Genomic DNA, 25535 nt, shown 5'->3' on the forward strand with positions numbered 1-25535 from the left:
ACCCCTCTCGGTCGTTTAGGCTCTCGATCATCAGTTCCGGTTTCGCGCTTTCCTAGGGCAACAGGTCGGAATCGCCTCGAGCCACGCCGCCTGTGCGTTGTCGACTAACCCGAAGTAGTCACACAATGATTCGACGAATCGGCTATGCAGCCGGAGCCTACGACCTGTTCCATGTCGGCCACCTCAACCTGCTCAAGCACGCGAAAGACCGCTGCGACTACCTGATCGCCGGGGTCGTCAGTGACGAGATGCTCGAGCTGAACAAGGGCATCCGGCCCGTCGTGCCCCTGGCCGAACGGCTCGAGATCGTGAACCACATCGACTACGTCGACGAGGCGCGGGCCGAAGTGCTCAGCGACAAGCTCGACACCTGGCGCGACGTGCAGTTCGACATCTTCTTCAAAGGCGACGACTGGCGCGGAACCGAGAAGGGCCACCGGCTCGAGACCGAGTTCGCCAAGGTCGGTGTCGAGGTCGTCTACTTTCCGTACACGATGCACACCTCCAGCACGCGGCTCCGCCAGGCCCTCGACGTGCTGTCGGGGCTCGGCGGCGACGAGCTGCCCGGCGAACTGCGCCTGTCACGATGAGCGCCGCTCGGGCGGCACGGGTGACGCCGTCGGGAGAGCCGACACCCCCGGCCACATCGACGGCCGCGGCCGCACCGTCGACCTCGCGGGCCGGGATGCTGCGGGCCGTGCCCGTCGGGCAGGGCGCCGCTGACGAGCACGCACCGTGGTTCGTGCCCGAGATCACCGAGCGGCAGGCAGGGCCGACCCGGCCTGCCGGGCAGGCCCGCCCGACCCGCTAGAGCGCGGGGGCCTTCGTCGGCGCTGCTGCGTCGACGCCCGCCTCGCGGCGCTGCTGCAGCGTGATCGGGGCCGGTGCCTCGGTCAGCGGGTCGACGCCACCGCCCGACTTCGGGAAGGCGATCACCTCACGGATCGACGAGGCGCCCGAGAGCAGCGCGCAGATGCGGTCCCAGCCGAAGGCCATTCCGCCGTGCGGCGGGGCACCGAACTCGAAGGCTTCGAGGAGGAAGCCGAACTTGGCCTCTGCGTCTTCCTTGCTGAGACCCATCACCTGGAAGACGCGCTCCTGCACGTCGCGGCGGTGGATGCGGATCGAACCGCCGCCGATCTCGTTGCCGTTGCAGACGAGGTCGTAAGCGTACGCCAGCGCTTCACCGGGGTCGGTGTCGAAGGTGTCGATCGACTCCGGCTTGGGGGAGGTGAAGGCGTGGTGCACCGCGGTCCACGCGCCTGAACCGACCGCGACGTCGCCTGCGGCAACAGCGTCGCCTGCGGGCTCGAAGAGCGGAGCATCCACCACCCAGAGGAACGACCAGGCCGACTCGTCGATGAGGTTAGCGCGGTGCCCGATCTCGAGGCGCACGGCGCCGAGGAGGCTCTGGCCCGCGGTGCGGGTTCCCGCGGCGAAGAACACGGCGTCGCCGGGCTGGGCACCGACAGCGGCCTGCAGGCCGGCGCGCTCGTCTTCGGAGAGGTTCTTGGCGATCGGGCCGCCGAGCTCGCCGTCTTCGCCGATCAGAACGTAGGCGAGGCCGCGGGCGCCGCGCTGCTTGGCGAACTCCTGCCAGTCGTCGAGCGTGCGCCGCGACTGCGAGGCGCCGCCCGGCATGACGACCGCGCCGACGTAGGGCGCCTGGAAGACGCGGAACGGGGTGTTCTCGAAGAAGCCGGTCAGCTCGGTGAGAGGCACGTCGAAGCGGAGGTCGGGCTTGTCGGAGCCGTAGCGGTCCATCGCCTCGCGGTAGGTGATGCGCGGGAACGGAGCGTCGGCCTGGTAGCCGATGAGCGCCCAGATCTCCCGGGCGAGGTTCTCGGCGAGTTCGATCACGTCGTCCTGGTCGACGAAGCTCATCTCGAGGTCGAGCTGGGTGAACTCGGGCTGGCGGTCTGCACGGAAGTCTTCGTCGCGGTAGCAGCGCGCGATCTGGAAGTACTTCTCCATGCCGGCGACCATCAGCAGCTGCTTGAACAGCTGCGGGCTCTGCGGCAGGGCGTACCAGCTGCCCGGGCGGAGGCGGGCGGGCACCAGGAAGTCGCGGGCACCCTCGGGCGTCGAGCGGGTCAGGGTGGGCGTCTCGATCTCGACGAAGCCGCGGCCGGAGAGCACCGAGCGGGCGACGCGGTTGACCTCTGAACGGAGGCGGAGCGCGGCGGCGGGCGCCGGGCGACGGAGGTCGAGGTAGCGGTACTTCAGGCGGGTCTCCTCGCCGACGGTGACGCGGTCGTCGATCTGGAAGGGGAGGGGCGCCGAGGTGTTCAGAATCTCGATGGTCTCGACCGCGATCTCCACCTCGCCGGTCGGCAGGTCGGGGTTCGCGTTGCCCTCGGGGCGCACTTCGACCGCACCCTCGATGCGGATGCAGTACTCGTCGCGCAGTTCGTGGGCACCGGATGCCTCGAGCACCTCGTTGCGCACCACCACCTGCACGATGCCCGACGCGTCGCGCAGGTCGAGGAACGCCACGCCGCCGTGGTCGCGCCGACGGGCCACCCATCCGGCGAGGGCGACTCTCTGGCCGGCGTCACCGGCTCGGAGCGTACCGGCTTCATGGCTGCGGATCACGGGCAACATCCTTCGATCGGGGTTTTGTTGAACCTTCCCATCGTAGGGGCGGCGACGCTGCGCTGCTCCCAGCCGCTCCCGATGCGCCCTGCTTCAGCCGCTGCCCGTCGCATCGGGTTCACAATGCTGTCGTCGGTCAAGGCGGCGAACCGGGCGTAACGTGCGGGCGGGCCAGGCGGGCAGGAGGTCAAGGCGCGCGTATCGGACAGGCGGGTAAGGCGAGCGAGCGGGGCGGGCGCGCGTAGCGGACGCGGACGCGCGTGTAGTGCGCGCGGGTCAGGCGAGCGAGCGGGTCAGGAGCGCATATAGTGCGCGCGTGTCAGGCGGGCGGGCGGAAGGCGGAGAGGGGAGCGGAGGGGCCGAGGCCCTGCTGCTCGAAACGGTCGAGGAGGGTGCCGTCGGGGGCGAAGCGCCAGCCGAGTACCCGCCAGCCCTGGGTGCTGGCCGTGATCTCGACCCCTTCGACGTTGGCGGAGCTCCGCAGGTCGAGGGGGCCCTCGAAGAACCAGTAGTCGGCGGCGGCGAGCTGCTCGGGGGTCTCGATGATCTGGCCGTCGAGCGTGGTGTAGACGAACGAATCGGCGGGGTGGTCGTCGAACACCGCGAGCTTGTCGGCGGCGAGAAGCGCCCGGTACGGAGCCAACACGTCGTCGGCGGACTGCTGGGAGAGCGCGACCCGGGCGTCGGCTGCGGCGAACAGGGCGGCAGCGCGGCTGCGCACCGCCCCGAGGGTGGTGGGCTCGCCCGCGACCACGACGGGCTGCTCGTCTGCGACGGCTGCGACCGCCGAGGCGAGCTCGTCGTGGCCCGCCTTCTCGCGTTGCAGGGCTTCAGCCGCCAACACCTGGCCGAAGTCGTAGGGCGGGGGAGCGGCGAGCTCCTCCTGCCAGGTGAGCAGCAGCCGCTCCGCCCGGTCGACGTAGGGCTGCAGCGCCTCCAGCGACTCCGACGTCTCCGGCCCCCCTTCCAGCGCCCCCTCCGGTGCCCCAGAAAGACCGCCGGTGTCGCCGCTGCTCTGCGACAGGGGGAGCGCCGACGCGTGGCGAAGCGCGTACACGTCATCGATGGTCCGCGAGACGGCGGCCGAGGCAGCGACGTCCACCGCGAAGCCCGGGTCGTCGGGCGTCGCCGACGGTTCAGCGGTGGCCTCAGTCGTCCCTACCGCAGACGCCTGCACGCAGATGACGGCGCCGCGCCACGGGTCGGGTTCGACCCACCCCGGAGCCACGATGCGCCCGTCGACGACGTCGAAGGGCACCACGCAGAAGACACGCGCCGCGCGCACCAGCTTCACCTCGTAGTGGCCGTTCCGCGCGTCGAGCAGGTGCCACTCGCCGCCCCAGCCCGAGGCGGCGAGGTTGTTCCAGCCGCGCACGGAGTCGAAGACCGTGACGACCGACTGAGCCGTGGGGGAGCCGTCGTTGGCCGTGACCGTGTTCAGGGCCTGAACGGTGGTCGCGGGGGCGAGACGGGTTCCGTCGACGAAGAGGTGCGCCTCCAGCTGCCCGTCGTGCAGATCGCCGCCCACGGGCACGGTCAGGCAGAGCCGTGGAGCATCGGGCTCGTCGACCGTGTCGAGGCAGAGCCAGGCCCCGCCGGGCATCCCGCTCCCGGCGATCGCATATTGGTGGTCACCGGGCAGGGCGAGCACCGACAGGCGCCCGTCGAGCAGGAGCTGGTCGACACCGTCGAGCTCGGAGACGACGCGGAGGGTGAAGCTGATTTCACCCGGCTCGTCGAGGTCGTCGTCGTCCCCCCAGCGCTCGAGCTCGACCGTCGCGTACTGGTCGGTCGCCAGCCCCGGGACGGGCACGCGGTGGCAGAACCATTCCACCCCGTCGGGCCGGGAGACCGACCAGACGAGCTCTGCGGCGGGCGGAGTGGGGCCGAGAAGCGTCACCGCCAGCTTCGGATGCCAGCCCGCGGGGTGATAGCCGCCCGATGCGCCGAGCGACAGACGAAGATCGTGAGAGAGCACTGAAGTCATTGAGCAATCGTCACCTATACAGCCTTACGGCGCAACTCTCGACCTCAGCTTCACCACCAGGCATCGAACCGGCCCCAGAGGGCGCGGAGCGCCGGACCCTGGCCGTGCAGTGCGTAGGCCACCCCGGTCGCGACCAGCAACAGGTACCAGAGGGCGTTCGTCGCGAAGGCGAACACAAGCACCTCCTGCACCGGCACGAGCAACAGCCCGAGACCGAGCAGGTCGACGGCGGCGGCCGGCACGAGCATCCAGCGCGCCACGCCGTGCAGCACACCCGCGCGCACCACGGCGACGGCGGCGACCAACCCGGCCAGCGAGCCGAGCAGGCTAACCCCGAGGCTCGCGTAGCCGCCGAGGAATGCCGCACCTCCGGGCGCCGCCGGCACCAGCGCATCGCTCATCGTCGGCAGCGGAGTGAGCAGGCTCGAGAGATCGAGCACGAGTCGATGCACACCGAAGACGAACAGCGCCGTGCGCCCGACGACCGAGGGGCCGACGACACCCGTCTGCCCGGGCAGTCCGAAGGCCAGGATTCCGCAGGCGATCGCGAACACCGCCCAGCACACCAACTGCAGGCCCGGAGGAGTGAGCAGCAGCCCGAAGACGTTCGGGAACGCCGATGCCACCGACGCCGCGAGGGGGTACAGCAGCGCGAGAACGATTCCCGAGCCACCCACCGTCGTCGTGGTCACCGCCGTCGGGGTCGCCGTCGTCGGGGTCGAGCCCGAGCGCGCTTCACCCCGGGGCGAGGATGGGGGCGTCACCCTGCTCATACGGCTCTCCTCCGGTCGGCTCCGACGGCCCCAGCGTAGCGCCGGTGGCGCCGGTGGCGGCGACCGCAGCAGAACCGCGCGCCGCCCCCGAAGGACCCGCCGCGCAAAGCGCACCAGCCGCATTAGAGTTGCCGAGTGAGAATCGGACTGCTGGGCGGCCTGCGCGTCGAGCACGAGGGTGAGGGCATCACCGTCTCCGGCGCCATGCAGCTCGCCGTGCTCTTCAGGCTCGCCGTCGACGCGGGCTCTGCGGTGGGCTACCGCGGCATCGCCGAAGACATCTGGGGGAGGGATGCCCCGGCCAACGCGAAGGCGTCACTGCAGTCGATCGTGTCGAGGCTCCGCTCGCAGTTGCCGCCCACCACGATCGAGTCGACGACCGGCGGGTACCGCCTGAACGTCGCGCGTACCGACGTGGATGCGCTGCGCTTCACCGATCTCGTGGCCGACGCCGACCAGCGCGCCCGGAGCGGCGACACGGGCGGCGCGTCTGCTCTCGCCGAGGAGGCGCTGCAGCTCTGGGCGGGCGAGCCGTGGACGCCGTCGGAGAACTTCGACTGGTTCGAGCGCGACCTCGCCGCAGACCACGCTCGCGCCCTCGCACTGCGCGCGGCAGAGGGGGTTCGCGACCGTGCCGGAACGCCGCATCCCGCTCTGCCGGCCCCGCTCACGACCTTGGTCGGGCGCGACGCCGAGCTGGCCACCCTCACCCAGCAGCTCGCGGCCAACCGTCTGGTGACCGTCATCGGCACCGGGGGAGCGGGCAAGACCCGGCTCGCCCTCGAGACGGCGGCCCACCGGGGCAGCGCGCTGCTGGTCGAGCTGGCCCCTGTCGGCCCGAGCGAGATCGTCGGCGCGGTGCTCACGGCGACCGGCCGTGAACTCCGAACCGCAGAGACCACCGGCGAGTCGAGCCGCAGCCGTCTTCTCGAAGCCCTGGCGGGGCGGGATGTTCTGCTGGTGCTCGACAACTGCGAGCACGTGATCGACGCCGCGGCCGCCCTGTCGCAGGATCTGCTCTCGGCCCTGCCGCTGCTGCGCATCCTGGCCACGAGCCGGGAGCCTCTCGGCGTACCGGGCGAGGCGTTCGTCGGTCTCGGCTCGCTCTCGCACCCGTCGGAACAGCTGGTCGCGTCGGCGACGCCCGACGACCTCGCGGCCTACCCGGCCGTCGAACTCTTCCGGCAGCGGGCGCTCTCGGCCACCGGTCGTGCGCTGAGTGACGACGAGCTCACGGTGGCGGCCCACATCTGCCTGCGGCTCGACGGCCTTCCGCTCGCCATCGAGCTGGCCGCGGCGAAGCTCCGCACCATGGAACCGCACGAGGTGCTGGCCGGCCTCGACGACCGCTTCACGCTGCTGACCGGCGGGTACCGTACGGCGATGCCGCGACACCAGACCCTGAAGGCGATGATCGACTGGAGCTGGAGCCTGCTCGACGACGGCGAGCGAAAGGCACTGCTGGGTCTCTCGGTGTTCCCCGCGGGGGTCGGCGTCTCCGAAGCGCGCTCGCTCGCGGCGGCGCTGGAGTTGCCGGGTGCCGCGGTGTTCGACACGCTGGTCGACCGCTCGCTGCTGCAGCGCATCCGGGGCCGCTACCGCGCGCTCGAGACGATTCGCGAATACGGTGTCGAGCGCATCCTCGCCGCGGGCGGTCTGGTCGACGCCAGAACGGCCCAGGCGCAGTACATGGTGCAGCGCGCCGAGGAGTTCGACCACCTGCTGCGAGGCCCGAGGGTCACCGAGGCTGTCACCTGGTTCGACGCCGAAGAAGACAACATCGTGAGCGCGTTGCGTCACGCGAGCGGGATGCCGCTGGCCGAGGTGTTGGTTCGGCTGACGATCTCGTGCTGCTGGTACTGGGTGCTGCGCGACCGCAACGAGGAGGCGGCCCAGTGGCTGCGGGTCGCCGCCGCCTGGGCAGCCGAGGTCGAGGGTGATGAGGCGCGTGTGCTCGCCCTCGTGTACCCCCTGCTGCAGAACTTCACGGGCGACGACAGCGACGACTTCGACCCGGCCGCGTTCGGCAGCCAGCTCATTCGGCTCGTCGAGCCGATGAGGACGCTGCGGGTCGTGGCCGACAGCCACGACGTTCTGCAGCTGCTGGCGCCCTGCCTGCTCGCGTTCGCCGAGGTTGCGGGCGACCCCGACTGGATCGCGGCTGTGCGGCTGCCCCACGGGGAAGATCTCGGCCTCGGCCCGTGGCCGACCGCCATGCTGCATGTGATGGGCGCGGCCGCCGCCCAGAACCGCGGGGACATTGACGAACTCGGCCGTGAATCGGCGATCGCGATGGACCTGCTCGCGCAGGCCGGCGACCGGTGGGGCACCGCCCTCGCCGAACGGCTGTACGCGGAGTGGCTGACCCTGCAGGGCCGGCTGGAGGAGGCGCTCGAGCTGGCGGACTCCTCGAACGAGATCATGCGCTCGATCGCCTCCGCCACCGATTTCGCCCGCGAACAGGGGCTGAGCATCCAGCTGCTGAACCGTCTGGGCCGCCCGCAGGAGGCACGCGCCCGGGTGCAGAGGCTGATCGCCGAAACCGACGCGAGTGGTGACCCCCGCGCCATCCTGCAGGTGCAGATCTCTGCGCTGCAGCTCGACGTCGTGACGGGCGATGTCGAGGCCGCGGGCATCCGCGTCGCCCAGATCGACGACCTGATCGGTCTGTCGAAGGCGCAGCTGCAGACGACCGCCGTGCTGGAGACGGCCAAGAGTGCTCTCGCGAGGCAGCTCGGCGCTCTCGACGAGGCCGAACAGCATCTGAGACGCGCGGCCGAGACGTCTCTTCGAAGCCGCGACCGGCCGATCATCGGCACTGTCGCCATCGAGGTGGGGATGGTCGCCCTCGCCCGGGGCAACATCGGAACGGCCGTGCGGGCCGCAGACTACGCGATCGCCGTCATCGGGGCCTTCGACACGACGCAGCCCGACCTGCGGACGATCGGCGACGCGGCCGAGAGTGCGGGAATCGGGCGCCCGGGCACCGGAGTGACCGAACGCCCGACCGCGATGGGCGCGCTGGCGGAGCTGCTGGGGCCGTAGCCGCGAAGCGCGACAGCCGGAACCGGAGCCGGAGCCGCTACACCTTGCGGCGGTACGCCCAGGTGGCGAGCGGGAAGAAGACGCCCACCAGCACCACGCACGACGCGAGCACCCACAGCACCTGGCCCGTCGTGGTGTCGCCGACCACACCCGTCGACCCGGTCAGCAGCCCGCGCATCGACTCGATGACGTGTGTCACCGGGTTGATCGTCACCCAGCCCTGCAGCCACGTCGGCAGCGTGTCGGCCGGCACGAACGTCGACGACCCGAAGGTGAGCGGGAAGACGATCAGGAACGACAGCCCCTGCACAGCGCCGGCACTGCGGGCGAGCATCCCGATCAGCACAGAGACCCAGCACAGGCTGACCGCGAACGCGATGATCAGCAGGATCGCGACCACGACGTGCCACCAGGGCGTGTTGAACTCGAAGCCGATGATCGCGCCGAACACCAGCGTCACCGTGATGGCGATCGAGTGCCGCACGATGTCGCCGAGAACAGCACCGAACAGGGGAGCGGAGCGCGCGATCGGCAGAGAGCGGAACCGGTCGAAGATGCCCTTCTGAATGTCGGTGTTCAGGTTCACCCCGATGGTGAGGGACGTGAACATGATCGTCTGCACGATGATGCCCGGCAGGGCGAACTCGACGTAGGCTCCGGTCGACCCGGCGATGGCACCGCCGAAGATGAAGACGAACACGACGGTGAGGATGATCGGCTGCAGCGTCACATCGATGAACTGTTCGGGGTTCCGCACCATCTTGACGACGGAACGCTTGGCGAGGATGAGGGAGTCGCGGAGCATCAGGCGACCTCTTTCTTGTTCTGGCCGGTCAACGAGTAGAAGACCTCGTCGAGGCTGGGGAGACGGAGCGAGAGTTCCGACACGGAGATGCGCTCGGCGGCCAGAGCGGCCACCACATCGGTGAGCGCCGATTCGTCGACCACCGGCACCGAGAGCAGGTCGGGCGCGGGTTGATCCGGTTCGCGGGTGCCGAAGCGTGTGAGCAGTTCACGCACCCGGGGGAGTGACGCCGCATCGTTCGGCCTCACCTCGAGGGTCTGGCCGCCGACCTGGCGCTTCAGTCCCCGCGGTGTGTCGTGGGCGATGATCGTGCCGTGGTCGATGACGGTGATCTCGTTGGCCAGGGCGTCGGCCTCTTCGAGGTACTGCGTCGTCAGCAGGATGGTCGTTCCCTGGGCCACGAGCGTGCGGATCATGTCCCACACGTCGTCGCGTTTGGCCGGGTCGAGCCCGGTGGTCGGCTCGTCGAGGTAGACCACACTCGGCCGGCCGATGAGTGAAGCAGAGAGGTCGAGCCGGCGGCGCATGCCACCCGAGTAGGTCTTCGCCAGGCGGCCAGCGGCATCCGTCAGGTCGAATTCGGCGAGCAGTTCGGCGGCGCGCACCTTCGCCTGCCGCGTCGACAGGTGCAGCAGCTGGCCGATCATGACGAGGTTCTGCATTCCGGTGAGGTCTTCGTCGATGCTGGCGAACTGGCCGGTGAGCCCGATCCTGCGCCTCACCGCCGTGGCGTCGTGCACGACGTCGAGCCCGCCAATGCTCGCCCGGCCCCCGTCGGGCTTCAGCAGGGTCGCCAGAATGCGCACCGCCGTCGTCTTGCCCGCTCCGTTCGGGCCGAGCACGCCGAGCACCCTGCCCTCCTCGACCTCGAGGTCGATGCCGTTCAGGGCCGTGGTCTTCCCGAACCGTTTGATGAGACCGTGGGCCTCGATTGCTGCTGTCATACGTTCTTCTTCTCCTCTGCGCGGTGCGCGGGGCACGGGATGCTGCGCCCGAAGAGAAGAGTGCGGCCGGGGTTCTGTCGAACCGCTGTCGCGGCGCTGTCAGGCGCTGTCGCGCGCTGCCCTAGAGTCGTTCCGACGACCCCGAACGGAAGGAACGGCGATGGAGCTGATCTTCGTGCATGGCGCCCTGGTGCGAGACGGCGAGTGGTGGTGGCGGAACACCGCCGAACGGCTCGAGGGCAGCACAGGCATCCGGAGCCGTGCGCTCGCTCTGCCCTCCTGCGGCGAGACGGTGCCCGGGGAGGTCGCCGGCGGTCTCGTCGCCGACGCCGCGGCCCTCCGATCCGCACTCGACGACGTGGCCGCAGCAGGCAGCGAGGCGATCGTCGTCGGCCACTCCTACGGAGGCACCGTCATCGCCGAAGCGGGCCGGCACCCTGCCGTGCGGCATCTTCTGTACGTCTCGTCGTACCTGCCTGAGGTCGGGTTGGCGCAGGGCGCGATCATAAGCGGCGAGGCCGACCCGGTCTCGATCGCCGACAACGGCGACGGCACGCTGAGCGTCGCCGGCTACGACACCGCCTCCTTCGGCGCACGCTTTCTGCAGGACGCGGATGCCGACACCCAGCTCGAGGCGTGGCAGCGCGTCACGGCGCAGGCCGTGGCGTCGTTCGTGACACCGACGACCGCCGCCGGCTGGAAGGGCGTCGACTCGACCTACCTCGTCTGCGCCGACGACCGCAGCACGTCGATCGATCTCCAGCGGCTGCACGCCGCGCGCGCGACGCACTCCGTCGAACTGCCGACCGGTCACCACCCGTTCATCACTCGGCCCGACCTCGTGGTCGCTGAGATCACGGCGCTGCTGGGCCGCTGAGGGCGCAGAGGTCAAGCCCGAGCTTTCGAGTCGTTCCGATGCCGCACTGGTCAGGTGAGGCAGCCACTGAGGAACGATGAGGGACGAGCGTGAATGCACCGGGTGCAGCGGGCAGGGACGACAGCGGCGGTGAGCATTCTCGGGCCGGGGCCGTGTTGGGATGACCGCATCCACCGATCTGAGCGAAGGGCACCGCAATGTCACTGACCGTCCGTCCCACGACCAGCACCCTCGAGGTGGCCGCTCTCTCACCGAACTCGTGGCGCGTGAGCGACCACAGCAGGGAACCCCGCGACGGACTGACTCTGCTCGGATTCGTCGAGAGGTTCGGGATGGTCTACGAAGCCACCGCCATAGGCGCGCCGCTGACCCGGTCGTACTTCGGATCGCTCGACGACGCGGTGCAGGCGCTCACCCTCGGCCCGCCCGCCTGACCGCAGGGGGCTGGGCGGTGCCGGTCAGAGTTCGGTCTCGGTCGGCAGCGCGGGCGCTCCTTCCGTCAGCGCGGCTGGGCGGGGTTCGTCGGCACGCCCTGCGAGGGCGGGTTCATCGGTGGCCCGGACGTCGTCGGCGACACCTTGGAACCACCGGGCGCCCCGCTCATCGTCTCCGGGCGCCCCGTCGACACGGTTCCGCTCGGGGATGCGCCGCCGCGGAGTTCTTCGAGGCGGCGTTCGAGCACGGTGAGTACCGGAAGTCGCTGGGCGTGCTGTTGCTCGTACTGAAGCAACTCGCCCACCTGCTGCTCGTCGAGCGGCGCAATGCGGGCCGGCAGATGACCTGTCAGCACGTGGTCGTAGTCGGGCAGGGGGAGCGCGTCGTGGCCGTTCGGCATGGGGGTCTCCGGGTCTCTCGGTGGGTGAGGGGAAGGGTCAGGTCGCCGGCACGGGTGGGCCGAGGGGCCAACGCAGAAGGGCGGCGACGGCCGCATCGCCGGGCAGCGTGCGCGTGTCGATCGGGTCAGACGCGGCGTCTCTGGAAGCTTCTGCATCGAGGTTCGGGTCGGGGTCCCTGTCGGTGACGTGAATCGTCGCGTCGGTCAGGATCGCCGCCCGCACCAGGCCGGCCGGAGCATCCACCACGGCGAGTATCTCTGCGGCCGCGACGTCTTCGGGAGCTGTGGCGATCCACGGTGCCCGGTCGAGAGCCAGCACCGTGCGGTAGCGCAGCAGGTCGACGTTCATCATGAGGGTCTCCGCCTGTGCGGCCGAGAGGGCGTTCACGACTTCTCCGAACCGGGTTGCGACCGTGCCGTCGCCGCGACCTTCGTGCATCGCGATGCGGTCGAGCACGCTCGCCTTCTCGGCGGCGAGCACCCTGTCGATCTCTTGGTCGACAAACCTCTGCAGGGCCCCGGGTTCCGAACCGTCCGCCCGCGTGTCGATCGGCAGGGTCGACAGGATGTCGCGGCTCTCGGTCGACAGCTCGCCTTCGAGGGGTTGCCGGGCGCTGACCTCGCCCGCGACCACGAGAAGCCGCGGGTGTTCGCGGTGCACGATCTCGTTGACGGCAGCCGCGAGCTCGGCCTGGGTCTGCCGCCAGATCTCACGGGCATGGGACTGCAGCAGGTCTTGCCGCCAGCCGCCACTCTTCACCGCGTGCAGGGTGTCGGTGCGGCCCTGCACATGGGTCTCGCTTTCAGCGCTCGGCGTCTGAGCGCTGTAGAAACGGATCTCGCCGCCGGCGCGGTCTGTCTCGACCACCAACACGTGGAAACCCGGGGGTTGACGGGCGACGAGCGGCACCAGGTCGGGCACGGGCCCGAAGGAGATGATCTCGGGCTGCACGGGGTAGCCGGGCATCCATTCGTCGACGACGACGACGCCCTCTTTCACCAGCACGAAATGACTGAGCGGGCTCGGGGCGGGCAGTTCGGCGGAGAGAGCGTCGGTGACGGCTTCGACGTCGCCGGGCGGTGCGCCGGTCCTCGAGAGCTGGTCGGCCGCGCTCTTGGCCCGTTCGAGCGTGACCTGGGGCGGGTCGCCGGTGTCGACGGAGGCATCCAGGTAGACCTGTGACCAGGGGCCCGGGTCCCGGGCGATGTCGGCGAACTGTGCGGTGGTGGTTGTCGTGCTGGCGTTCATGCCTTCATGGTGCGTGCCAGCGCCACAGATATCAGCGGCTTGACTTACGGCACGTCAGGGGGAAGGTCGAGGACGGGAACACGCAGTCGGGCCCCGCCCTCGCAGCGCGTTCAACAAACGCTGATAATGCACATTATGTCAACAAAGGTTATCTGGCACCGCTTCCCCGGCTCAGTGCGGCTCAGACGGCGGGCGACTTCAGGCCGGCGATCAGCAGCTCCACGGCCATGCGGGACTCGGCCGCCCACAGCGGGCGGTCGATCGCCGAGCCGATGCCGTGCAGCACGATCATGACCGCCCCCACCTCGACCTCCGGCCGGATGGCGCCCTCGGCGGCCGCTCGAGCCAGAAGGTCGTCGACGGCGCTCTCGAGCTGGATCCCGCCATCGGCCTGCACCGCCGGACTCACGAACGCCGCGAACGTGCGGGCAAGGCCGACATGCGCAACCTCGTAGTCGACGAACCCGCGGAGGAAGGCGTCGAGGTTGTCCCCCGCCGAACGCGATTCGTCGCGCGCCTGGTCGCAGAGTGCGGCCACCTCCCCCTCGTAGACGGCGACGGCCAGAGCCTCCCGCGTCGGAAAGTTGCGGTACAGCGTGCCGACCCCCACCCCGGCGCGCGCCGCGAAGTCGTCGAAGCGCACCTGCTCGTCGTTGTCGAAGACGTCGCGTGCGATCGCCACGATCGCATCCCGGTTGCGACGCGCATCCGCTCGCTGTGGTCGGCCGTCGGACACGTTGCACCTCTCGTTTGACAAGTGGAGACTGTCTCCATATCCTTAGTGGAGACAGGTTCCATATTACGCGAGAGGCGACCATGCGCATCCTGATGTTCGGACGCGGAGTGATCGCGACCCTGTACGGCCGCGTGCTGCACGCGGCAGGTCACGACGTCGAGTTCTTCGTGCGCCCGGGACGCGCGGCGGAGTACGGACCCTTCGTGCACCTGGACTGGATCGACGGACGCCGAAAGCCCGTCGGTCGTCGGGTGCGCGAGTCGTTCCGCACTCCGTTCCGGGAGACCCTCAGCCCGAATGACGGCTTCGACCTGGTCATCGTGAGCGTCGGGCACCATCACCTCGCCGAGGCCGCGGCGCTGATCGCCCCTTTCATCGGCAGAGCGACAGTGCTGGTGCTCGGCAACATCTGGCAGGAACCGATCGACGCCGTGGCACCCCTCCCCGCCGACCAGGTCGTGTTCGGGTTCCCCCAGGCGGGTGGCGGCTTCGGCGCCGACGGCGTGCTGTCGGGCGGGATGCTGCCCTCCATCGTCATCGGCACGACCGGCCCCGAGCCGACGCGGCGCGAACGCGAGGTGTTCGCCGCCTTCCGGCAGGCGGGCCTCGGCGTGCGACGCGAGACGGACATGCGCGGGTGGCTCTGGCTCCACTTCATCGCCGACGCCGGCATGTTCGCCGAGGCGCTCCGTCGAGGGTCGCTGGCGAAGATGGCCGGTGACCGCCGCGCCTTCCGCGACGCCTTCCTGACGACGCGCGAACTGCTGCCGGTTCTGGATGCACGGGGTGTCGACCTCGGGAGGCACCGCAACGCCCTGCTGCCGTACCGACTCCCCCGCCTGGTCGCTGCAGTCTCGGGGTGGGCGACCGCACTGGTTCCGATCGCCGGGCGCAGCCTCGAGGCGCACACCGACCCTCGCGCACCGGAGGCGCTGGCCGTCATTCGCGACACCCTCGCCGAGGCCGAGCGACTGGGCATCGCGGCGCCGCGCCTCGCCCGGCGTTCCTGACCACAGTCCCGGCCGGGCGCGGATCTGCCGTGGGCGGCCGAACTGACGCCCCTGCTACCGCGCGCTCACCGGGAGCACGAGGTTCCGGCCGGTGACGCGCACCCCTGAGGTGACCGTGATGGTTGTGGCATCGGCCCGGCTGGGCGTGTTCTTCCACCAGGTCGTCGGCACGTAACCGGCGACCGGGTTGATGAACTGCAGCCGGTACGTTCCGGCGATGAGTCCCGTCAGGGTGTAATTGCCTGCCGCATCGGTGTTGGCGTGCGCGGCCTGCGCGCTCTCGTCGCCGGCGAAGGCGACGACGTAGACGTTCGCCAGGGGCACCTTTGCGGCGCCAGCGCTGGCACCGGCGCCCATCACGCTGCCCGAGATCGAGGTGCCGGCGGGGAGCACGTCGTTCTTGCCCGTGATGTTCTGGCCGGCGGCGACGGTGATGACGGCGGCCAGTTTCTGGGTGGATCTGTTGTTCCACCAGGCCTGCCTGACGAAGGCGGGATTCGAGTAGTTGTCGAAGAGCAGGCTGTACGCTCCGGCCGGCAGCCCGGTGATGGTGTACCGGCCGTTCGCGTCAGCCGTGGCGTAGCCGACGGTCTGCCCGTTCGCGGTGTGGGCCGTCACCGTCGTGCCCCCGAGCGTGACGGCCGGCGTACCCGCACCGGTCACCGTGCCGGAGATCGAGGCGACCCTGTCGAGCACGATGTCTGTGGCGGAGGCCGTCGATCCCGTGGCGACAGAGAGCACGTCGGCGTTCTGCTGGGTGGCGGCGTTCCTCCACCACGTGGAGGAAAGGTACGCGGGGTTGTCGCTGTTGCTGAACTGCAATGTGAAGTCGCCACCGGAGGGAAGGCGCAGTGCGTAGGCGCCCGTGGCATCCGTCGCCACCCAGCTGGCGAACTCGCCGGCCGGCGACGAGTAGGCGCTCACCAGAACCCCGGCCAGCGGAACCGGGGTCGACGCCGACCCCTTCACGGTGCCGGCGATGGTGGTGACCCTGTCGATGGTGAGGCTCATCCGCGAGATCGCCTTGCCGTCTGCAAGGGCGAACACATCGGCGCCCTGCTGGGCCGGCTTGTTCTTCCACCAGGTGACCGCGACGTAGGCCGGGTCGGCGGTCTCGAAGCGGAGGGTGTAGGTCGCGGCCGCGAGGGCGGCGATCCTGTACGTTCCGCGTGGTCCGGTCATCGCTGAGCCGGCCTCGACGCCGGCGGCAGTGACAGCGGTCACCTTCACACCCTTCAGAGCGACCGTCGGAGTACCCGATCCGGTCACCGTGCCCGCAATGGATGCCGTGCCCACCGTCGCCGCCTGCTGCGTGGATGTCGCGGCGGCCGATGCCTGGGCCTGCTGGGGTGCACCGAGCAACGCGGCGCTGAGCCCGAGAACGGCGGGGAGCGCGGATCAGAAGAGCGCCCCCGGCCCCCCGAGCACCCCGAACACGGCCGAGGCGACCAGCAGGCCGCCGAGCACGACGAGGGTGCCCGCGCCGAAGACGAGGTCGACCGCGGTGATGTGAACGGGGTGCCACACGGTTCGGGGGCTGAGGCCGAGACCCCGGGATTCGAGGGACTGGGCCATCTGTTCACCCCGCCTGATGGCCAGCACGAGCAGGGCGAAACCGGCGCGGCCGAAGCCGGCGGGGCCCCGTCGAACGGTTCCGTTGCGGCCGAGTGGCGCCCTGACCGCCTGAGCGTTGCGGATGGTGGCCCACTCCCCCGGCAACTGCTGCAGCAGCCGGTAGCCGGCCATCAACGCGTAGCTCGGGCGAGCCCCCAGCCGAGCGTTCTGGTTCAGGCTGGTCATCAGGGCCAGGCTGTCCGTCGTCAGAACGAACCCGATCGACAGAATGCCGATGGCCACGGTGCGGGCGGCGAGGGCGCCCCCGACCACGAGGCCCTCCGTCGTCACCCGCAGCGCACCCTCCTGCCAGAGCACGGTTCCGGGCCGGCTCAGCACGTTGATGCTGAACACTCCGACCGCGAACGCGAAGAACGGCACCTGCGCACGCAGAACCGGCCAAAGCCCGAGGCGACCACCGACGACGACCCCGACGAGACCCAGCAGGTAGACGACGGCGGGCGTCACCGGGTCGAGAACGAACAGCATCACCACGGAGGCGGCGGACAGCACCACGAGTTTCACGGTCGGGTTCCGTCTGGCCAGCGGGGAGTCGCGCACGGGCGCCGCCGCCAGCGTCACCGGGTCACCTCCGTCGGCGTCGGCGCCGCCGCGCCGGTTCGGGAGCGGGCGTCGTAGAGGCGGCGCAGAGCCCGCGCCGCACCGGCAGCCCCGAACGCCCCCAGCAGCCACGACACCAGAGAGGGCACCTCGAGGCCGGCCGCGCCGAGCACCTCCGCGTTCTGCAGCACGTCGCCGGTCGGGCCGTCTGCGACGACCTCGCCGCCTGCGACGACGATCACCCGGTGCGCCACCGCAGCGACGAAGCGGAGGTCGTGGCCCGAGAACACGATCGCGCGCCCGCGATGGGCCTCTCGCCGAAAGGCCAGGGCCGTGGCGACCGTGTCCTGCCGGTCGAGGGCGAAGGTGGGTTCGTCTGCCAACAGCACGGGTCGGTCGCGATGCGCGAGCATCGCCGCGAGGCTCAGCCGGCGCTTCTCCCCGCCGGAGAGCCGGTGCGGGTCGTGGTCAGCGACGTGCTCGAGGCGGTGCGCGGCCAGTTGGCGGCCGACGACCTCTGCCACCTCCGCCCGGCTTCCCGGCAGCCCGACGGCGATCTCGTCACGCACCCGGTGGGCGAGGAACTGGTATTCCGGGTTCTGGAACACCATGCCGGGCCGCGGCCCCTCGACGCTTCCCGCCTGCGCAGGCAGCAGCCCCGCGAGCGTGAGCAGCAGCGAGCTCTTCCCCGATCCGTTCGCACCCAGCAGGGCGACGATCTCACCCGGGTGCACGGTCAGGTCGACCCCGCGCAGAAGGGACCGGGCCGCGCGTCTCCGCCCCGCCCTCGTGCGGCCCGGCATACCGTAGCCGACCGCGAGCGAGCGGGCCGCGAGCACCAGGCGGGCGGCTGCGGGATGCCCGGCAGCGGCATCCCCGTCGGCCGACACGTCGAGCGCCGCCGCCTCCTCCGGGGCATCGGCTGCCGCGCGGAGCCAGGCGCGCACGGGCTCCGACGGGAGTCCGCCCGGGTGGCCGGTGACGGCGAGCAGTTCGATGTCGAGCGGCAGCCAGCATCCGGTGTCGTGCAGCATCGCTGCATTCTCGCGAAGCACCTGCGCGGTGGGCCCGTCGGCCCACACCCGACCGCCGTCTGCAAGCAGGAGGGCGCGCTCGGGCAGCCCGTCGACCCCGTCGGCGCCGGCGAACTCGTCGAGCCGGTGTTCGATCAGCACCACGGCGCCCTCCCGCCGGCCGGTGATCGCGGCGATCGATGCTCGAACCGCCCGGATGCCGGCCGGGTCGAGCATCGAGGTCGGCTCGTCGAGAAGCAGCACTGCGGGGCGGGCCGCGAGGGCGGCCGCCAGCGTGACCCGCTGCAGTTCGCCGCCCGAGAGCTCGGCGGTTCCCCGGTCCCGCAGGCTCTCAGCGTCGGCCCTCCGGAGCGCCTCGCCCACCCTGCCGGCGATCTCGGCCGGGGGCACACCGTGGTTCTCGAGGGGCAGCGCCACCTCCTGGTCGACCCGCGCGAGGCACACCGACGCTGCCGGGTTCTGCGCGACGACGCCGAACAGCCGGGAACGCTCCATCACCGTGAGCCCGGCGGCATCCACCCCGCCCACCTCGACGAACCCCTCGAGGTCGAGGTTCACCGAGAGGGGGATGACGCCGGTCAGCACCTGCAGCAGGCTCGACTTGCCCGACCCCGAGGGGCCGATCACGATCATCCGCTCCCCCTCGCGAACGACCACCGACACCTCGTCGAGCAGCGGGACCGCGCGGCCGGGCGCGCGGACCGTCACCGCGCTGAGGCTGGCGACCGGGTGCCCGTCGTCAGGCCGCACGGCCGGCGCGCCCGATGGCGAAGTTGTCGACCACACCCGTGCGGGCCAGCGAATCGGCGATGACCTTCGAGAGCAGACCGCCGAGCACGATGCCCGACACCACCTGGATGACGAATCGCACCAGGAGCAGGTCGGTGCCGTACCAGCCCGAGCGGAACGCCGAGTAGAAGAAGACCAGCCCTGCACCCAGCGCGCCGGAGACGGCGTAGACCAGCCAGCCGAAGCGGCGGTAACGGGTCAGCGCGAAGGGCAGTTCGCTGCCGGCACCCTGGATGGCGGCGGCCACGAACAGCAGCGGCCCGACCGCCGACCCGAGGAACACGACCTCGATGACCGAGGCGATGATCTCGGCGACGATGCCGGCGAACGGCCGCCGGGTGATCGCGATGGCCACCGGCGCGACGATCAGCCAGCCGCCGAGCAGCACATGCTGCGTCAGGTGGCCGAGCGGGCCGGCGGCGACCGACAGAACGATCCAGCCCTGCACGAGGGCCCAGTAGAGAAAACCGAACACGGCGCCCAGAACGACCACGAGCATGATGTCTCTGAGGTGCCAGGCGAAGAACCTCGATGCAAGGGAACGGCCCGGGGCCGTGGAACCGGTCAGAGCAGAGGATGGCATCGCTCACACCTCCCTCGGGCTGGCGATGGAGATGACCGCGTGACTCGTGACGTGCTGCACGCTCCGACCGACCAGAACCCAGCCGGCCGCCACCGTCGCCAGCACATCGGCGAGATCCCCCTCGAGGAGGGTCGCGTAGTGCTCGCCCCGCACGTAGGTGCCCCGCTCCTTCGCGTACTCGATCGCCGCGTAGATGTCGCGCAGGTGGTCGGGGGCCTCCCCCGGCCGCCCGGTGTCGTCGAGGGGGTAGAGCGACCAGTGCGCAGACGCGTGGATGCCCGTCGCCGGGAGGTCGGGAACCTCCGTCGCGCCCGCGAGCAGGCCGGGCGTGACCGTGCAGGTGACCTCGCCCGGGCACCCGCGGGAGAGCAGGATGGAGGCCGTCACATGACGGCCGGAACGAGCCGCCCCGGCCACGACGGCGGTGATGTACTCGAGCACCCGCTGTTCGGAGCCGCGCACGAGCGTGCTCACGGGATCGGTCTGCACGTCGAGGTCGGCGGCATCGGCGCCCCTGAGCGCGGCGAGGATGATCCCGGCGAAGTCATCCGCCATCACCCCGACGGTGAAGCGGGCGCCCACGCCGAGATCCTGCGGGGTCAGGGCCTCGCCTGTCGCGGTCGACGAAAGAAGGGAGGAAGGGGACATTGTTCGTGCCTTTCACTGCGGATGCAGGCGCTCCCGTCGGCGACGGGCGCGGAGATGCGGCCGATCAGAACCCGGGCAGACGCGTGGGCGCAGAGAAAGGACCAGGAACTCCTGGCCGTGAAGCGAGAACCCTCGCCGGGATCGCGACTGCATCCCGATGCGTGTGGACGACGAGCATAACGCTCTCACTCTCCCTGCGCTGGCATTATCCAGATCAAGTTCGACGGTCGAAGCGTGAATCGCTCCCTCTCAGCCCGGCTCACCAGGCTCCCGTGTGTTCCCCACCACTATAACCACTCGCCGCCGAGGGCGAGCTCGAGCGCTCGGCGGGTTCCCGGTCAGCCCTCCGCAGGGCGACCAGCCAGTCGGGCAGCAGATACTCGGCGACGGTCAGACTCGCGCTGACGGTGAGCTGCGCCGAACCGCTTTCCCGCAGGGAGTCGACCGCGACCTCGAAGCGGGCTGCTGCGGCCAGCACCTCGCTCGCCCAGCCGGCGACCAGAACCCCCGCGTCGGTGAGGGTCGACCCCTGCGCCGAGCGGCGCACGAGCGCTGTTCCCGTGCGGATCTCCAGGGCACGAGTGCGTGCCGAGACCGCCTGCTGGGTGACGCCCAGAGCGCATCCTCGTACCCACAATCTGTCGTTGTGACGCGACAACGCTATCGCTCTTCCCTGCACCTCTGCCGACGGCGACGATGAAGCCATGTCGACAACCCGTACCGTCATCCTCGCCAAGGCAGCGGGCACGTTCTTCCGTGAGCTGGAGCGCGGCTGCCACCGTCGTGTGGGTGTGCGTGCCCGTCGTCACGCTCACCGTCGCGACGATCATCCATTGGGCCAGAAACCCCGGCAGGGCACGTTCGCACCATCGGAACGCCGTGATGGTGCACTTCTACGGCGCGCCGGCGATGGCGCTGCTCACCGTCGGCGCGGGAACGCTGCTGCTCGGCCGGGACGTCATCGGCGAGCAGGCGGCGGTCACCATCGACGCGGTGCTCTGGGGCCTGGGTACGGTGATGGGCCTGGCCACGGCGGTAATCGTGCCGTACCTGATGTTCACCCGCCTGCCCGTGGCGACTGACGGGGCGTTCGGCGGCTGGTTGATGCCCCTGGTGCCGCCCATGGTGTCGGCCTCCATCGGGGCTCTGCTCGTTCCGTTCGCGCCGGCCGGCCAACCGCAGCTGACGCTTCTTCTCGCGTGCTACGGGATGTTCGGGCTCAGCCTCGTCGCGTCACTCATCGTCATCGTGCTCATCTGGCAGCGGCTCACCGTGAACAAGGTCGGCCCGGCGCTGATGGTGCCGACACTGTGGATCGTTCTCGGCCCGCTCGGGCAGTCGGCGACGGCCGCCAACCTGCTCGGCGGCAACGCCCACCTCGTGGTCTCGCCGTCGCTGGCAGCCGCGATGGAGTCGTTCGGCCTGCTCTTCAGCGTGCCCATTCTGGGTTTCGCCGCCCTCTGGGCCGCAATAGCCCTGGCGATCACCCTCCAGACCATCCGGCGCCGACTCCCGTTCTCGCTCACCTGGTGGTCGTTCACCTTCCCTGTCGGCACCTGCGTGACAGGTCTCAGCGGCGTGGCGCTGCACACCGGCTCGGTCGTGGCGTCGGTTCTGGCCGTCGCCACGTTCGGCGTGCTGGTCGGCGCCTGGGCCGTCGTGGGTATGCGAACGGTTCGGGGCAGCCTCGTCACGGGCCGGCTGTTCCTCCCTCCCGCCCCCGTCCCCGCTCTCCTCGCGGCCGACGCCGGTCAGGGGGACTGAACGCCATGCAGGCGCGCAGACGAGCCGCCGCGGTCGGAGCGACCGTGACCCCAAAGAACCTGCCGGCGAATCCGGTTCTCAGTGCTCTTCGCACCGACCACGCGGGCGTGGCGCTCCACCACGGGGAGGCGTACTCCTACCCGCCGCACCTCGGCCCGTTCGCGGCGCTGCGGCACGATCATCCACCGGCCTGGGCGGATCTGGCGCACCTCGTCGACGCCGCCCTGATCGAGCGCACCGGCGATTTCGAGCCGGTCGGCTGGGTGTCGGAAGGACCGTTCGAGCTGACCACGATGAGCGCGGGGCGCGGCGATCGTGCCTCCGTTCCCCCGGTCGGGCCGGTACGGATTCTCGGCGCGGAGAACACCTCGGAGATGCAGCGACTGCTGGAGGTCTGCGGCATCCACACCTTCGCGAGCGGTTCCACAGCGATCGCGGAATACCTGGGGTGCTATCACGACGAGCGACTCGTGGCGATGGCGGGGCTCCGGTTCTCGCTCCCCGGCTGGCGGGAGATCTGCTGCGTCGCGACCGACCCGGAGTTCCGGGGGCGAGGGTATGCCCGCATGCTGGTCGACGCACTGGTGGAGTGCGCCGGTTTCGACGGGCAGAACGCCTTTCTCTTCGTCGAGACCGACAACCCGGCGCGGCAGATGTACCGGCGATTCGGGTTCGTCGAAGTCTGCACACGCGCAGCCGAATACCTCACCCGCACCACTGATCGATCGCCCACACCGTCATCACCCATACACCCGTCACCCACACACCCGTCACCCCCACACCGGTCACCCACACACCCGTCACCAACACACGGAGGAACAGAATGAGCACCGAACCGCACACCCCGAAGAAGGCCCTCACGAAAGACCCCGACGTGCAACGCGCCGTCTGGTTCCTCGGCGCCCTCCTCACCGAGCGCCTGGGGGGTCCGGACACCGATGATTCGCTCGCCGTGCTCCAGCACGAAGGCGAGCGGGGGTACGGCAGCCCGATGCACGTTCACCTGCGGGATGATGAGACCTTCGTCGTGCTCGACGGCCGGATCGAGCTGACCAGCGCCGACGTCGTCAGCTCCGCCGAGGCGGGGTCGGCGCTCTTCCTCCCCCGCGGGGTGACCCACGGGTTCGTGGTCTCCAGCGCCACAGCGAAGTTCCTCACCCTGCAAACCCCGTCGGGGTTCGACAAATTCGTTCTCGAAGCGGGCACACCGGCCACCGCCGACCGCGGCGAAGCAGCCCTGCACGCGCCCACCGACGCCCCGATGCCGTCGCCCGAAGAGCTCACCAGGATCGCCGCCCGCTACGGAATCGAGATCGTCGGCCCGCCCCCGACCATCCGCAGCGCCTGATCGTCACCCCCGCCGCCCCGGACCCACGGTCTATGGCTTAATCAGGGGATGGACACCTTCGCGGTTTGGGCTGGCACGGTCGGAGCCTGGTTGCTCTTCGGCGGGCCGCTGTTCCAGGGCTCGCTCGAACTCTGGGAGGTCGCGCGTTCGGGTCCCGCCTGGCCTGACCGAAAGCGGCGCGACCGAGCCCTGTGGCTGGTTCCGCCCGTGATGTACGTCGTGCAGCGGAGGCGTTTTCGACGGAGCGGCTCACCAGCACTGGGCGTCGCGCGGTCCTTCGCCACTCGCGCCACGGGCTGGTTCGCCGTAGCCGCCGGCGGGCTGCTCGTCGCGGTCAAAGAAGCGAACACGACCCCGCTCTTCGGCGGCAGCTGATGCTCGTCAGATCGCTCGGTCGCCTCTGGAGAGGAGTTCAGCGGCGGCGGCCAGGTGCCGTTGAAGCATGGTGCGCTCCTGATCGGTCAGAGTAGGCGTGTAGATGATGAGCGCTGATTCGAGCGGTTCGTCGGCTCGCTGAAGGATCGCTGTGCGCGCGGTGTCGCTGAGCTCGACCTGGACCTTGCGGCGGTCCCGTTCGTCGGTCGTGACGATTAGCGCCCCGGCGGCGGCGGCGGCGTGAACGATTCGCGAAACAAGGCTCTGCGCCAGCCCGGTTCGGACGGTGACGTCTCGGATTGATGCTCCGGGGTGCCGCGCGACGTCTTCGAAAACGGCGAGCTGGCCTGCGTTGACGCGGTCCGCGCCAACGTTTCCGGTGGCCTCCAGCGCGATCTCTCGGAGCGTGCGGGCGAGACGGTGGAGTTCTGATGCGCGCATGCGTTCATTCAATCACCAGTGATAGATTGGAATCCATCACAAGTGATTGAAATGGAGCGGATCCATGCAAGCGGACTGGGAAACGGCGAACCACATCCTGGACGACGTCATCATCGCGGCGGGGATTATCGTCCTCATCGTCCGCCAATTCATCTGGCGCTCGACGCAGCTGCATCGGATGCTGCGACTGCCCGTCGTGATCATCTCGGCGGGGCTCGTCTACCTCGGCATTGAACTGTGGGGCGGCTTTGGTTGGGTGGCGGCGGATTGGATCATCATCGGTGAACTCGTCCTGGTCACAGTGACCGGAACCGTCATGGGCTTTGTCACTCAATTCCGGACCGCCAATGCGCACCTCCAGTACAAGCTCAGCCCCGGCGGCATCTGGTTGTGGGCACTCTTCATCGCGATCCGGCTCGGTTCGTTCTCCCTAGCATCCGTGCTCGGAGCGAACCTGGCGGAAGCCACTGGACTGATCCTGCTGTCGTTCGGGGCGAACCGGCTTGCCGCAATTCTCGTCGTGCGAAAACGCGCTGAAGCGCTTCTCACCACGAAGTCCCGGGACGTTGTGGGCAACGCATCGTGACGCACGCGAATGCGCCGCTTACCTCCGAAGGCCGGTGTCAGCTGGCCGACCTGATCGTCAATCGAGGATGGGGCGTCCGTCGCGCCGCCGAACGATTCCCATGCTCACCATCGACCGCATCGAAGTGGGCCTCGCGCTACCGGCCTGGTCTTCCGCTCACCGACAGACCCTCGAAACCCCTGTCGTCGCCCCGACATCAAGAAGCTCAGCCGCATTCTTGCTGGCGGTGGACACCGCATCCTCAGACGGCAGAAGGGTTCACGCAACACCAAGCGAGATGGTCACGGATACGCCACAGGAATCAACGGTGCCGTCCCAGCCTCGCTCGTTCGCAACCTACCGGGGAACAACACCTGGCCAGACGGCTCAGCGGCGGTGGCCGGGCAGGTGGGCTCTCTCGCCGTCGTGATCGAAGATGGTGAGAATCTCGGCGGGGTGTTCGTGCGCGTGGATCGAGTGCGGCGTCATCGTGGGAAACTCGGCCGCCTGCCCCTCGCGAACCAGAATGGTGCGCTCCCCCAGGCGGAGCCGGATGGTGCCGCTCAGCACCGTGAACCACTCGTAGCCGGGGTGCACGCCCGGCTCGCCCGTGTCGCGGTCGGGCGTGATCCGCATCTTGGCGACGGTGACGCCCCGGCGGTCGCGCTCGCGGGAGAGCAGCCAGGTCGTCGAACCGGGGCGCGATTCCGGCTCGGGCCGGATCACGACATCGTCATCACCCTCGGGCTCCACGAGCTGGTCGAGGGTCGTGCCGAGCGCTGCAGCGATGGGTACGAGCTGGTCGAGGGCGATGCGCCGGTGGCCCGTCTCGATGCGGCTGAGCGTCGATGCCGAGAGGTAGCAGCGGGCGGCGAGGGTGTCGAGAGTCCAGCCTCGGGCACTCCGCAGGCTCCGGATGCGCTGCCGCACGATGTCGTCGAGAGCGTCTTGCGTCAT

Annotated in this window: 28 protein-coding genes and 1 riboswitch; of the genes, 12 read left to right on the forward strand and 16 right to left on the reverse strand. The window is 69.9% G+C overall.

The window, feature by feature from the left end:
• The first annotated feature begins 125 nt into the window (after positions 1 to 125).
• Together C5B96_RS05770 and C5B96_RS05775 are read left to right on the forward strand one after the other, a co-directional pair.
• Positions 126 to 590, forward strand: a complete 465-nt coding sequence (locus C5B96_RS05770) for an adenylyltransferase/cytidyltransferase family protein (RefSeq protein ID WP_104243833.1) — start codon at positions 126 to 128, stop codon at positions 588 to 590.
• Positions 587 to 811: a hypothetical protein gene (locus C5B96_RS05775; RefSeq protein ID WP_104243835.1), complete on the forward strand. Its 225-nt coding sequence runs from the start codon at positions 587 to 589 to the stop codon at positions 809 to 811. The genes C5B96_RS05770 and C5B96_RS05775 overlap by 4 nt, the downstream gene beginning before the upstream one ends.
• Here the strand turns inward: C5B96_RS05775 and aspS are convergent.
• The 3 genes from aspS to C5B96_RS05790 form a co-directional block, all read right to left on the reverse strand.
• Positions 808 to 2595 carry an aspartate--tRNA ligase gene (gene aspS / locus C5B96_RS05780; RefSeq protein WP_104244050.1) on the reverse strand — a complete coding sequence of 596 codons (1788 nt, stop codon included), beginning with the start codon at positions 2593 to 2595 and terminating at the stop codon, positions 808 to 810. The two genes, C5B96_RS05775 and aspS, sit on opposite strands and share 4 nt — an antisense overlap.
• 319 nt (positions 2596 to 2914) lie before the next feature.
• Positions 2915 to 4582 carry a hypothetical protein gene (locus C5B96_RS05785; RefSeq protein ID WP_104243837.1) on the reverse strand — a complete coding sequence of 556 codons (1668 nt, stop codon included), beginning with the start codon at positions 4580 to 4582 and terminating at the stop codon, positions 2915 to 2917.
• A gap of 50 nt (positions 4583 to 4632) precedes the next feature.
• The gene (locus tag C5B96_RS05790; RefSeq protein WP_104243839.1) at positions 4633 to 5355 is read right to left on the reverse strand and encodes a hypothetical protein; all 723 of its coding nucleotides are present in this window, start codon (positions 5353 to 5355) and stop codon (positions 4633 to 4635) included.
• 135 nt (positions 5356 to 5490) lie between these two features.
• Here C5B96_RS05790 and C5B96_RS05795 point away from each other — a divergent pair, with 135 nt between their 5' ends.
• Entirely contained in the window at positions 5491 to 8400 is a 2910-nt protein-coding gene (locus C5B96_RS05795) for an AAA family ATPase (protein WP_104243841.1), read from the forward strand.
• A 37-nt stretch (positions 8401 to 8437) separates the two neighbouring features.
• Here the strand turns inward: C5B96_RS05795 and C5B96_RS05800 are convergent, their stop codons facing one another.
• Both C5B96_RS05800 and C5B96_RS05805 read right to left on the reverse strand, forming a co-directional pair.
• Positions 8438 to 9205, reverse strand: coding sequence for an ABC transporter permease (locus C5B96_RS05800; protein WP_104243843.1), 768 nt, complete (start codon positions 9203 to 9205; stop codon positions 8438 to 8440).
• Positions 9205 to 10149: an ATP-binding cassette domain-containing protein gene (locus tag C5B96_RS05805; RefSeq protein WP_104243845.1), complete on the reverse strand. Its 945-nt coding sequence runs from the start codon at positions 10147 to 10149 to the stop codon at positions 9205 to 9207. Before C5B96_RS05805 ends, C5B96_RS05800 begins: the two co-directional genes overlap by 1 nt.
• A gap of 160 nt (positions 10150 to 10309) precedes the next feature.
• Between C5B96_RS05805 and C5B96_RS05810 the strand changes: the two genes are divergently transcribed.
• Together C5B96_RS05810 and C5B96_RS05815 are read left to right on the forward strand one after the other, a co-directional pair.
• Positions 10310 to 11026 carry an alpha/beta hydrolase gene (locus C5B96_RS05810; RefSeq protein WP_104243847.1) on the forward strand — a complete coding sequence of 239 codons (717 nt, stop codon included), beginning with the start codon at positions 10310 to 10312 and terminating at the stop codon, positions 11024 to 11026.
• Between the two features lie 197 nt (positions 11027 to 11223).
• Positions 11224 to 11460 carry a hypothetical protein gene (locus tag C5B96_RS05815; RefSeq protein WP_104243849.1) on the forward strand — a complete coding sequence of 79 codons (237 nt, stop codon included), beginning with the start codon at positions 11224 to 11226 and terminating at the stop codon, positions 11458 to 11460.
• Between the two features lie 65 nt (positions 11461 to 11525).
• Here C5B96_RS05815 and C5B96_RS05820 read toward each other — a convergent pair whose 3' ends face one another.
• The 3 genes from C5B96_RS05820 to C5B96_RS05830 all read right to left on the reverse strand — a co-directional run bounded on the left by C5B96_RS05820 (position 11526) and on the right by C5B96_RS05830 (position 13792).
• On the reverse strand, positions 11526 to 11861 hold the full coding sequence (locus tag C5B96_RS05820) for a hypothetical protein (protein WP_104243851.1): 336 nt from the start codon (positions 11859 to 11861) through the stop codon (positions 11526 to 11528).
• A 37-nt stretch (positions 11862 to 11898) separates the two neighbouring features.
• Positions 11899 to 13110, reverse strand: coding sequence for a Vms1/Ankzf1 family peptidyl-tRNA hydrolase (locus tag C5B96_RS05825; RefSeq protein ID WP_104243853.1), 1212 nt, complete (start codon positions 13108 to 13110; stop codon positions 11899 to 11901).
• Positions 13111 to 13291: 181 nt separating this feature from the next.
• Entirely contained in the window at positions 13292 to 13792 is a 501-nt protein-coding gene (locus C5B96_RS05830) for a TetR/AcrR family transcriptional regulator (protein ID WP_233189026.1), read from the reverse strand.
• Between the two features lie 134 nt (positions 13793 to 13926).
• Between C5B96_RS05830 and C5B96_RS05835 the strand changes: the two genes are divergently transcribed.
• Entirely contained in the window at positions 13927 to 14856 is a 930-nt protein-coding gene (locus C5B96_RS05835; protein WP_104243856.1) for a ketopantoate reductase family protein, read from the forward strand.
• A gap of 54 nt (positions 14857 to 14910) precedes the next feature.
• Here C5B96_RS05835 and C5B96_RS05840 read toward each other — a convergent pair whose 3' ends face one another.
• The 6 genes from C5B96_RS05840 to C5B96_RS17080 form a co-directional block, all read right to left on the reverse strand.
• A complete protein-coding gene (locus C5B96_RS05840) occupies positions 14911 to 16218 on the reverse strand; it encodes a collagen binding domain-containing protein (protein WP_104243858.1) in 1308 nt (435 codons plus the stop codon).
• A 36-nt stretch (positions 16219 to 16254) separates the two neighbouring features.
• Positions 16255 to 17052, reverse strand: a complete 798-nt coding sequence (locus C5B96_RS05845) for an energy-coupling factor transporter transmembrane protein EcfT (protein ID WP_158507117.1) — start codon at positions 17050 to 17052, stop codon at positions 16255 to 16257.
• Positions 17049 to 18773, reverse strand: coding sequence for an ABC transporter ATP-binding protein (locus C5B96_RS05850; protein ID WP_146078092.1), 1725 nt, complete (start codon positions 18771 to 18773; stop codon positions 17049 to 17051). Before C5B96_RS05850 ends, C5B96_RS05845 begins: the two co-directional genes overlap by 4 nt.
• A gap of 31 nt (positions 18774 to 18804) precedes the next feature.
• Positions 18805 to 19437 carry an ECF transporter S component gene (locus tag C5B96_RS05855; RefSeq protein WP_104243864.1) on the reverse strand — a complete coding sequence of 211 codons (633 nt, stop codon included), beginning with the start codon at positions 19435 to 19437 and terminating at the stop codon, positions 18805 to 18807.
• A gap of 3 nt (positions 19438 to 19440) precedes the next feature.
• Positions 19441 to 20085 (reverse strand): YkoF family thiamine/hydroxymethylpyrimidine-binding protein, encoded by a 645-nt coding sequence (locus C5B96_RS05860; RefSeq protein WP_104243866.1) that lies wholly within the window; start codon positions 20083 to 20085, stop codon positions 19441 to 19443.
• 174 nt (positions 20086 to 20259) lie between these two features.
• Positions 20260 to 20369, reverse strand: a riboswitch (TPP riboswitch).
• Positions 20345 to 20722: a LysR family transcriptional regulator gene (locus C5B96_RS17080; RefSeq protein WP_233189027.1), complete on the reverse strand. Its 378-nt coding sequence runs from the start codon at positions 20720 to 20722 to the stop codon at positions 20345 to 20347. (Overlaps the previous riboswitch by 25 nt.)
• A 119-nt stretch (positions 20723 to 20841) precedes the next feature.
• On the opposite strand from C5B96_RS17080, the gene C5B96_RS05865 reads away from it, so the two are divergent.
• From C5B96_RS05865 to C5B96_RS05880, 4 genes are read left to right on the forward strand one after another with little or no spacing between them, the layout of a single operon-like run.
• Complete coding sequence (locus tag C5B96_RS05865) at positions 20842 to 21849, forward strand: TDT family transporter (RefSeq protein ID WP_233189028.1); 1008 nt, start codon at positions 20842 to 20844, stop codon at positions 21847 to 21849.
• Positions 21850 to 21893: 44 nt separating this feature from the next.
• Positions 21894 to 22676, forward strand: a complete 783-nt coding sequence (locus tag C5B96_RS05870) for a GNAT family N-acetyltransferase (protein ID WP_158507119.1) — start codon at positions 21894 to 21896, stop codon at positions 22674 to 22676.
• On the forward strand, positions 22673 to 23197 hold the full coding sequence (locus tag C5B96_RS05875) for a cupin domain-containing protein (RefSeq protein ID WP_104243872.1): 525 nt from the start codon (positions 22673 to 22675) through the stop codon (positions 23195 to 23197). The genes C5B96_RS05870 and C5B96_RS05875 overlap by 4 nt, the downstream gene beginning before the upstream one ends.
• Before the next feature lie 48 nt (positions 23198 to 23245).
• Positions 23246 to 23572, forward strand: a complete 327-nt coding sequence (locus tag C5B96_RS05880) for a hypothetical protein (RefSeq protein WP_104243874.1) — start codon at positions 23246 to 23248, stop codon at positions 23570 to 23572.
• Between the two features lie 6 nt (positions 23573 to 23578).
• Here the strand turns inward: C5B96_RS05880 and C5B96_RS05885 are convergent, their stop codons facing one another.
• The gene (locus C5B96_RS05885) at positions 23579 to 24013 is read right to left on the reverse strand and encodes a MarR family transcriptional regulator (protein ID WP_104243876.1); all 435 of its coding nucleotides are present in this window, start codon (positions 24011 to 24013) and stop codon (positions 23579 to 23581) included.
• Between the two features lie 64 nt (positions 24014 to 24077).
• Between C5B96_RS05885 and C5B96_RS05890 the strand changes: the two genes are divergently transcribed.
• The gene (locus tag C5B96_RS05890) at positions 24078 to 24599 is read left to right on the forward strand and encodes a hypothetical protein (RefSeq protein WP_104243878.1); all 522 of its coding nucleotides are present in this window, start codon (positions 24078 to 24080) and stop codon (positions 24597 to 24599) included.
• Positions 24596 to 25021: a leucine zipper domain-containing protein gene (locus C5B96_RS18090; protein WP_199176562.1), complete on the forward strand. Its 426-nt coding sequence runs from the start codon at positions 24596 to 24598 to the stop codon at positions 25019 to 25021. Before C5B96_RS05890 ends, C5B96_RS18090 begins: the two co-directional genes overlap by 4 nt.
• Here C5B96_RS18090 and C5B96_RS05900 read toward each other — a convergent pair.
• Positions 24966 to 25535 (reverse strand): helix-turn-helix domain-containing protein, encoded by a 570-nt coding sequence (locus tag C5B96_RS05900; RefSeq protein WP_104243880.1) that lies wholly within the window; start codon positions 25533 to 25535, stop codon positions 24966 to 24968. The two genes, C5B96_RS18090 and C5B96_RS05900, sit on opposite strands and share 56 nt — an antisense overlap.

It is taken from the genome of Subtercola sp. Z020 (genome assembly GCF_002931235.1).
Classification (GTDB): domain Bacteria; phylum Actinomycetota; class Actinomycetes; order Actinomycetales; family Microbacteriaceae; genus Subtercola.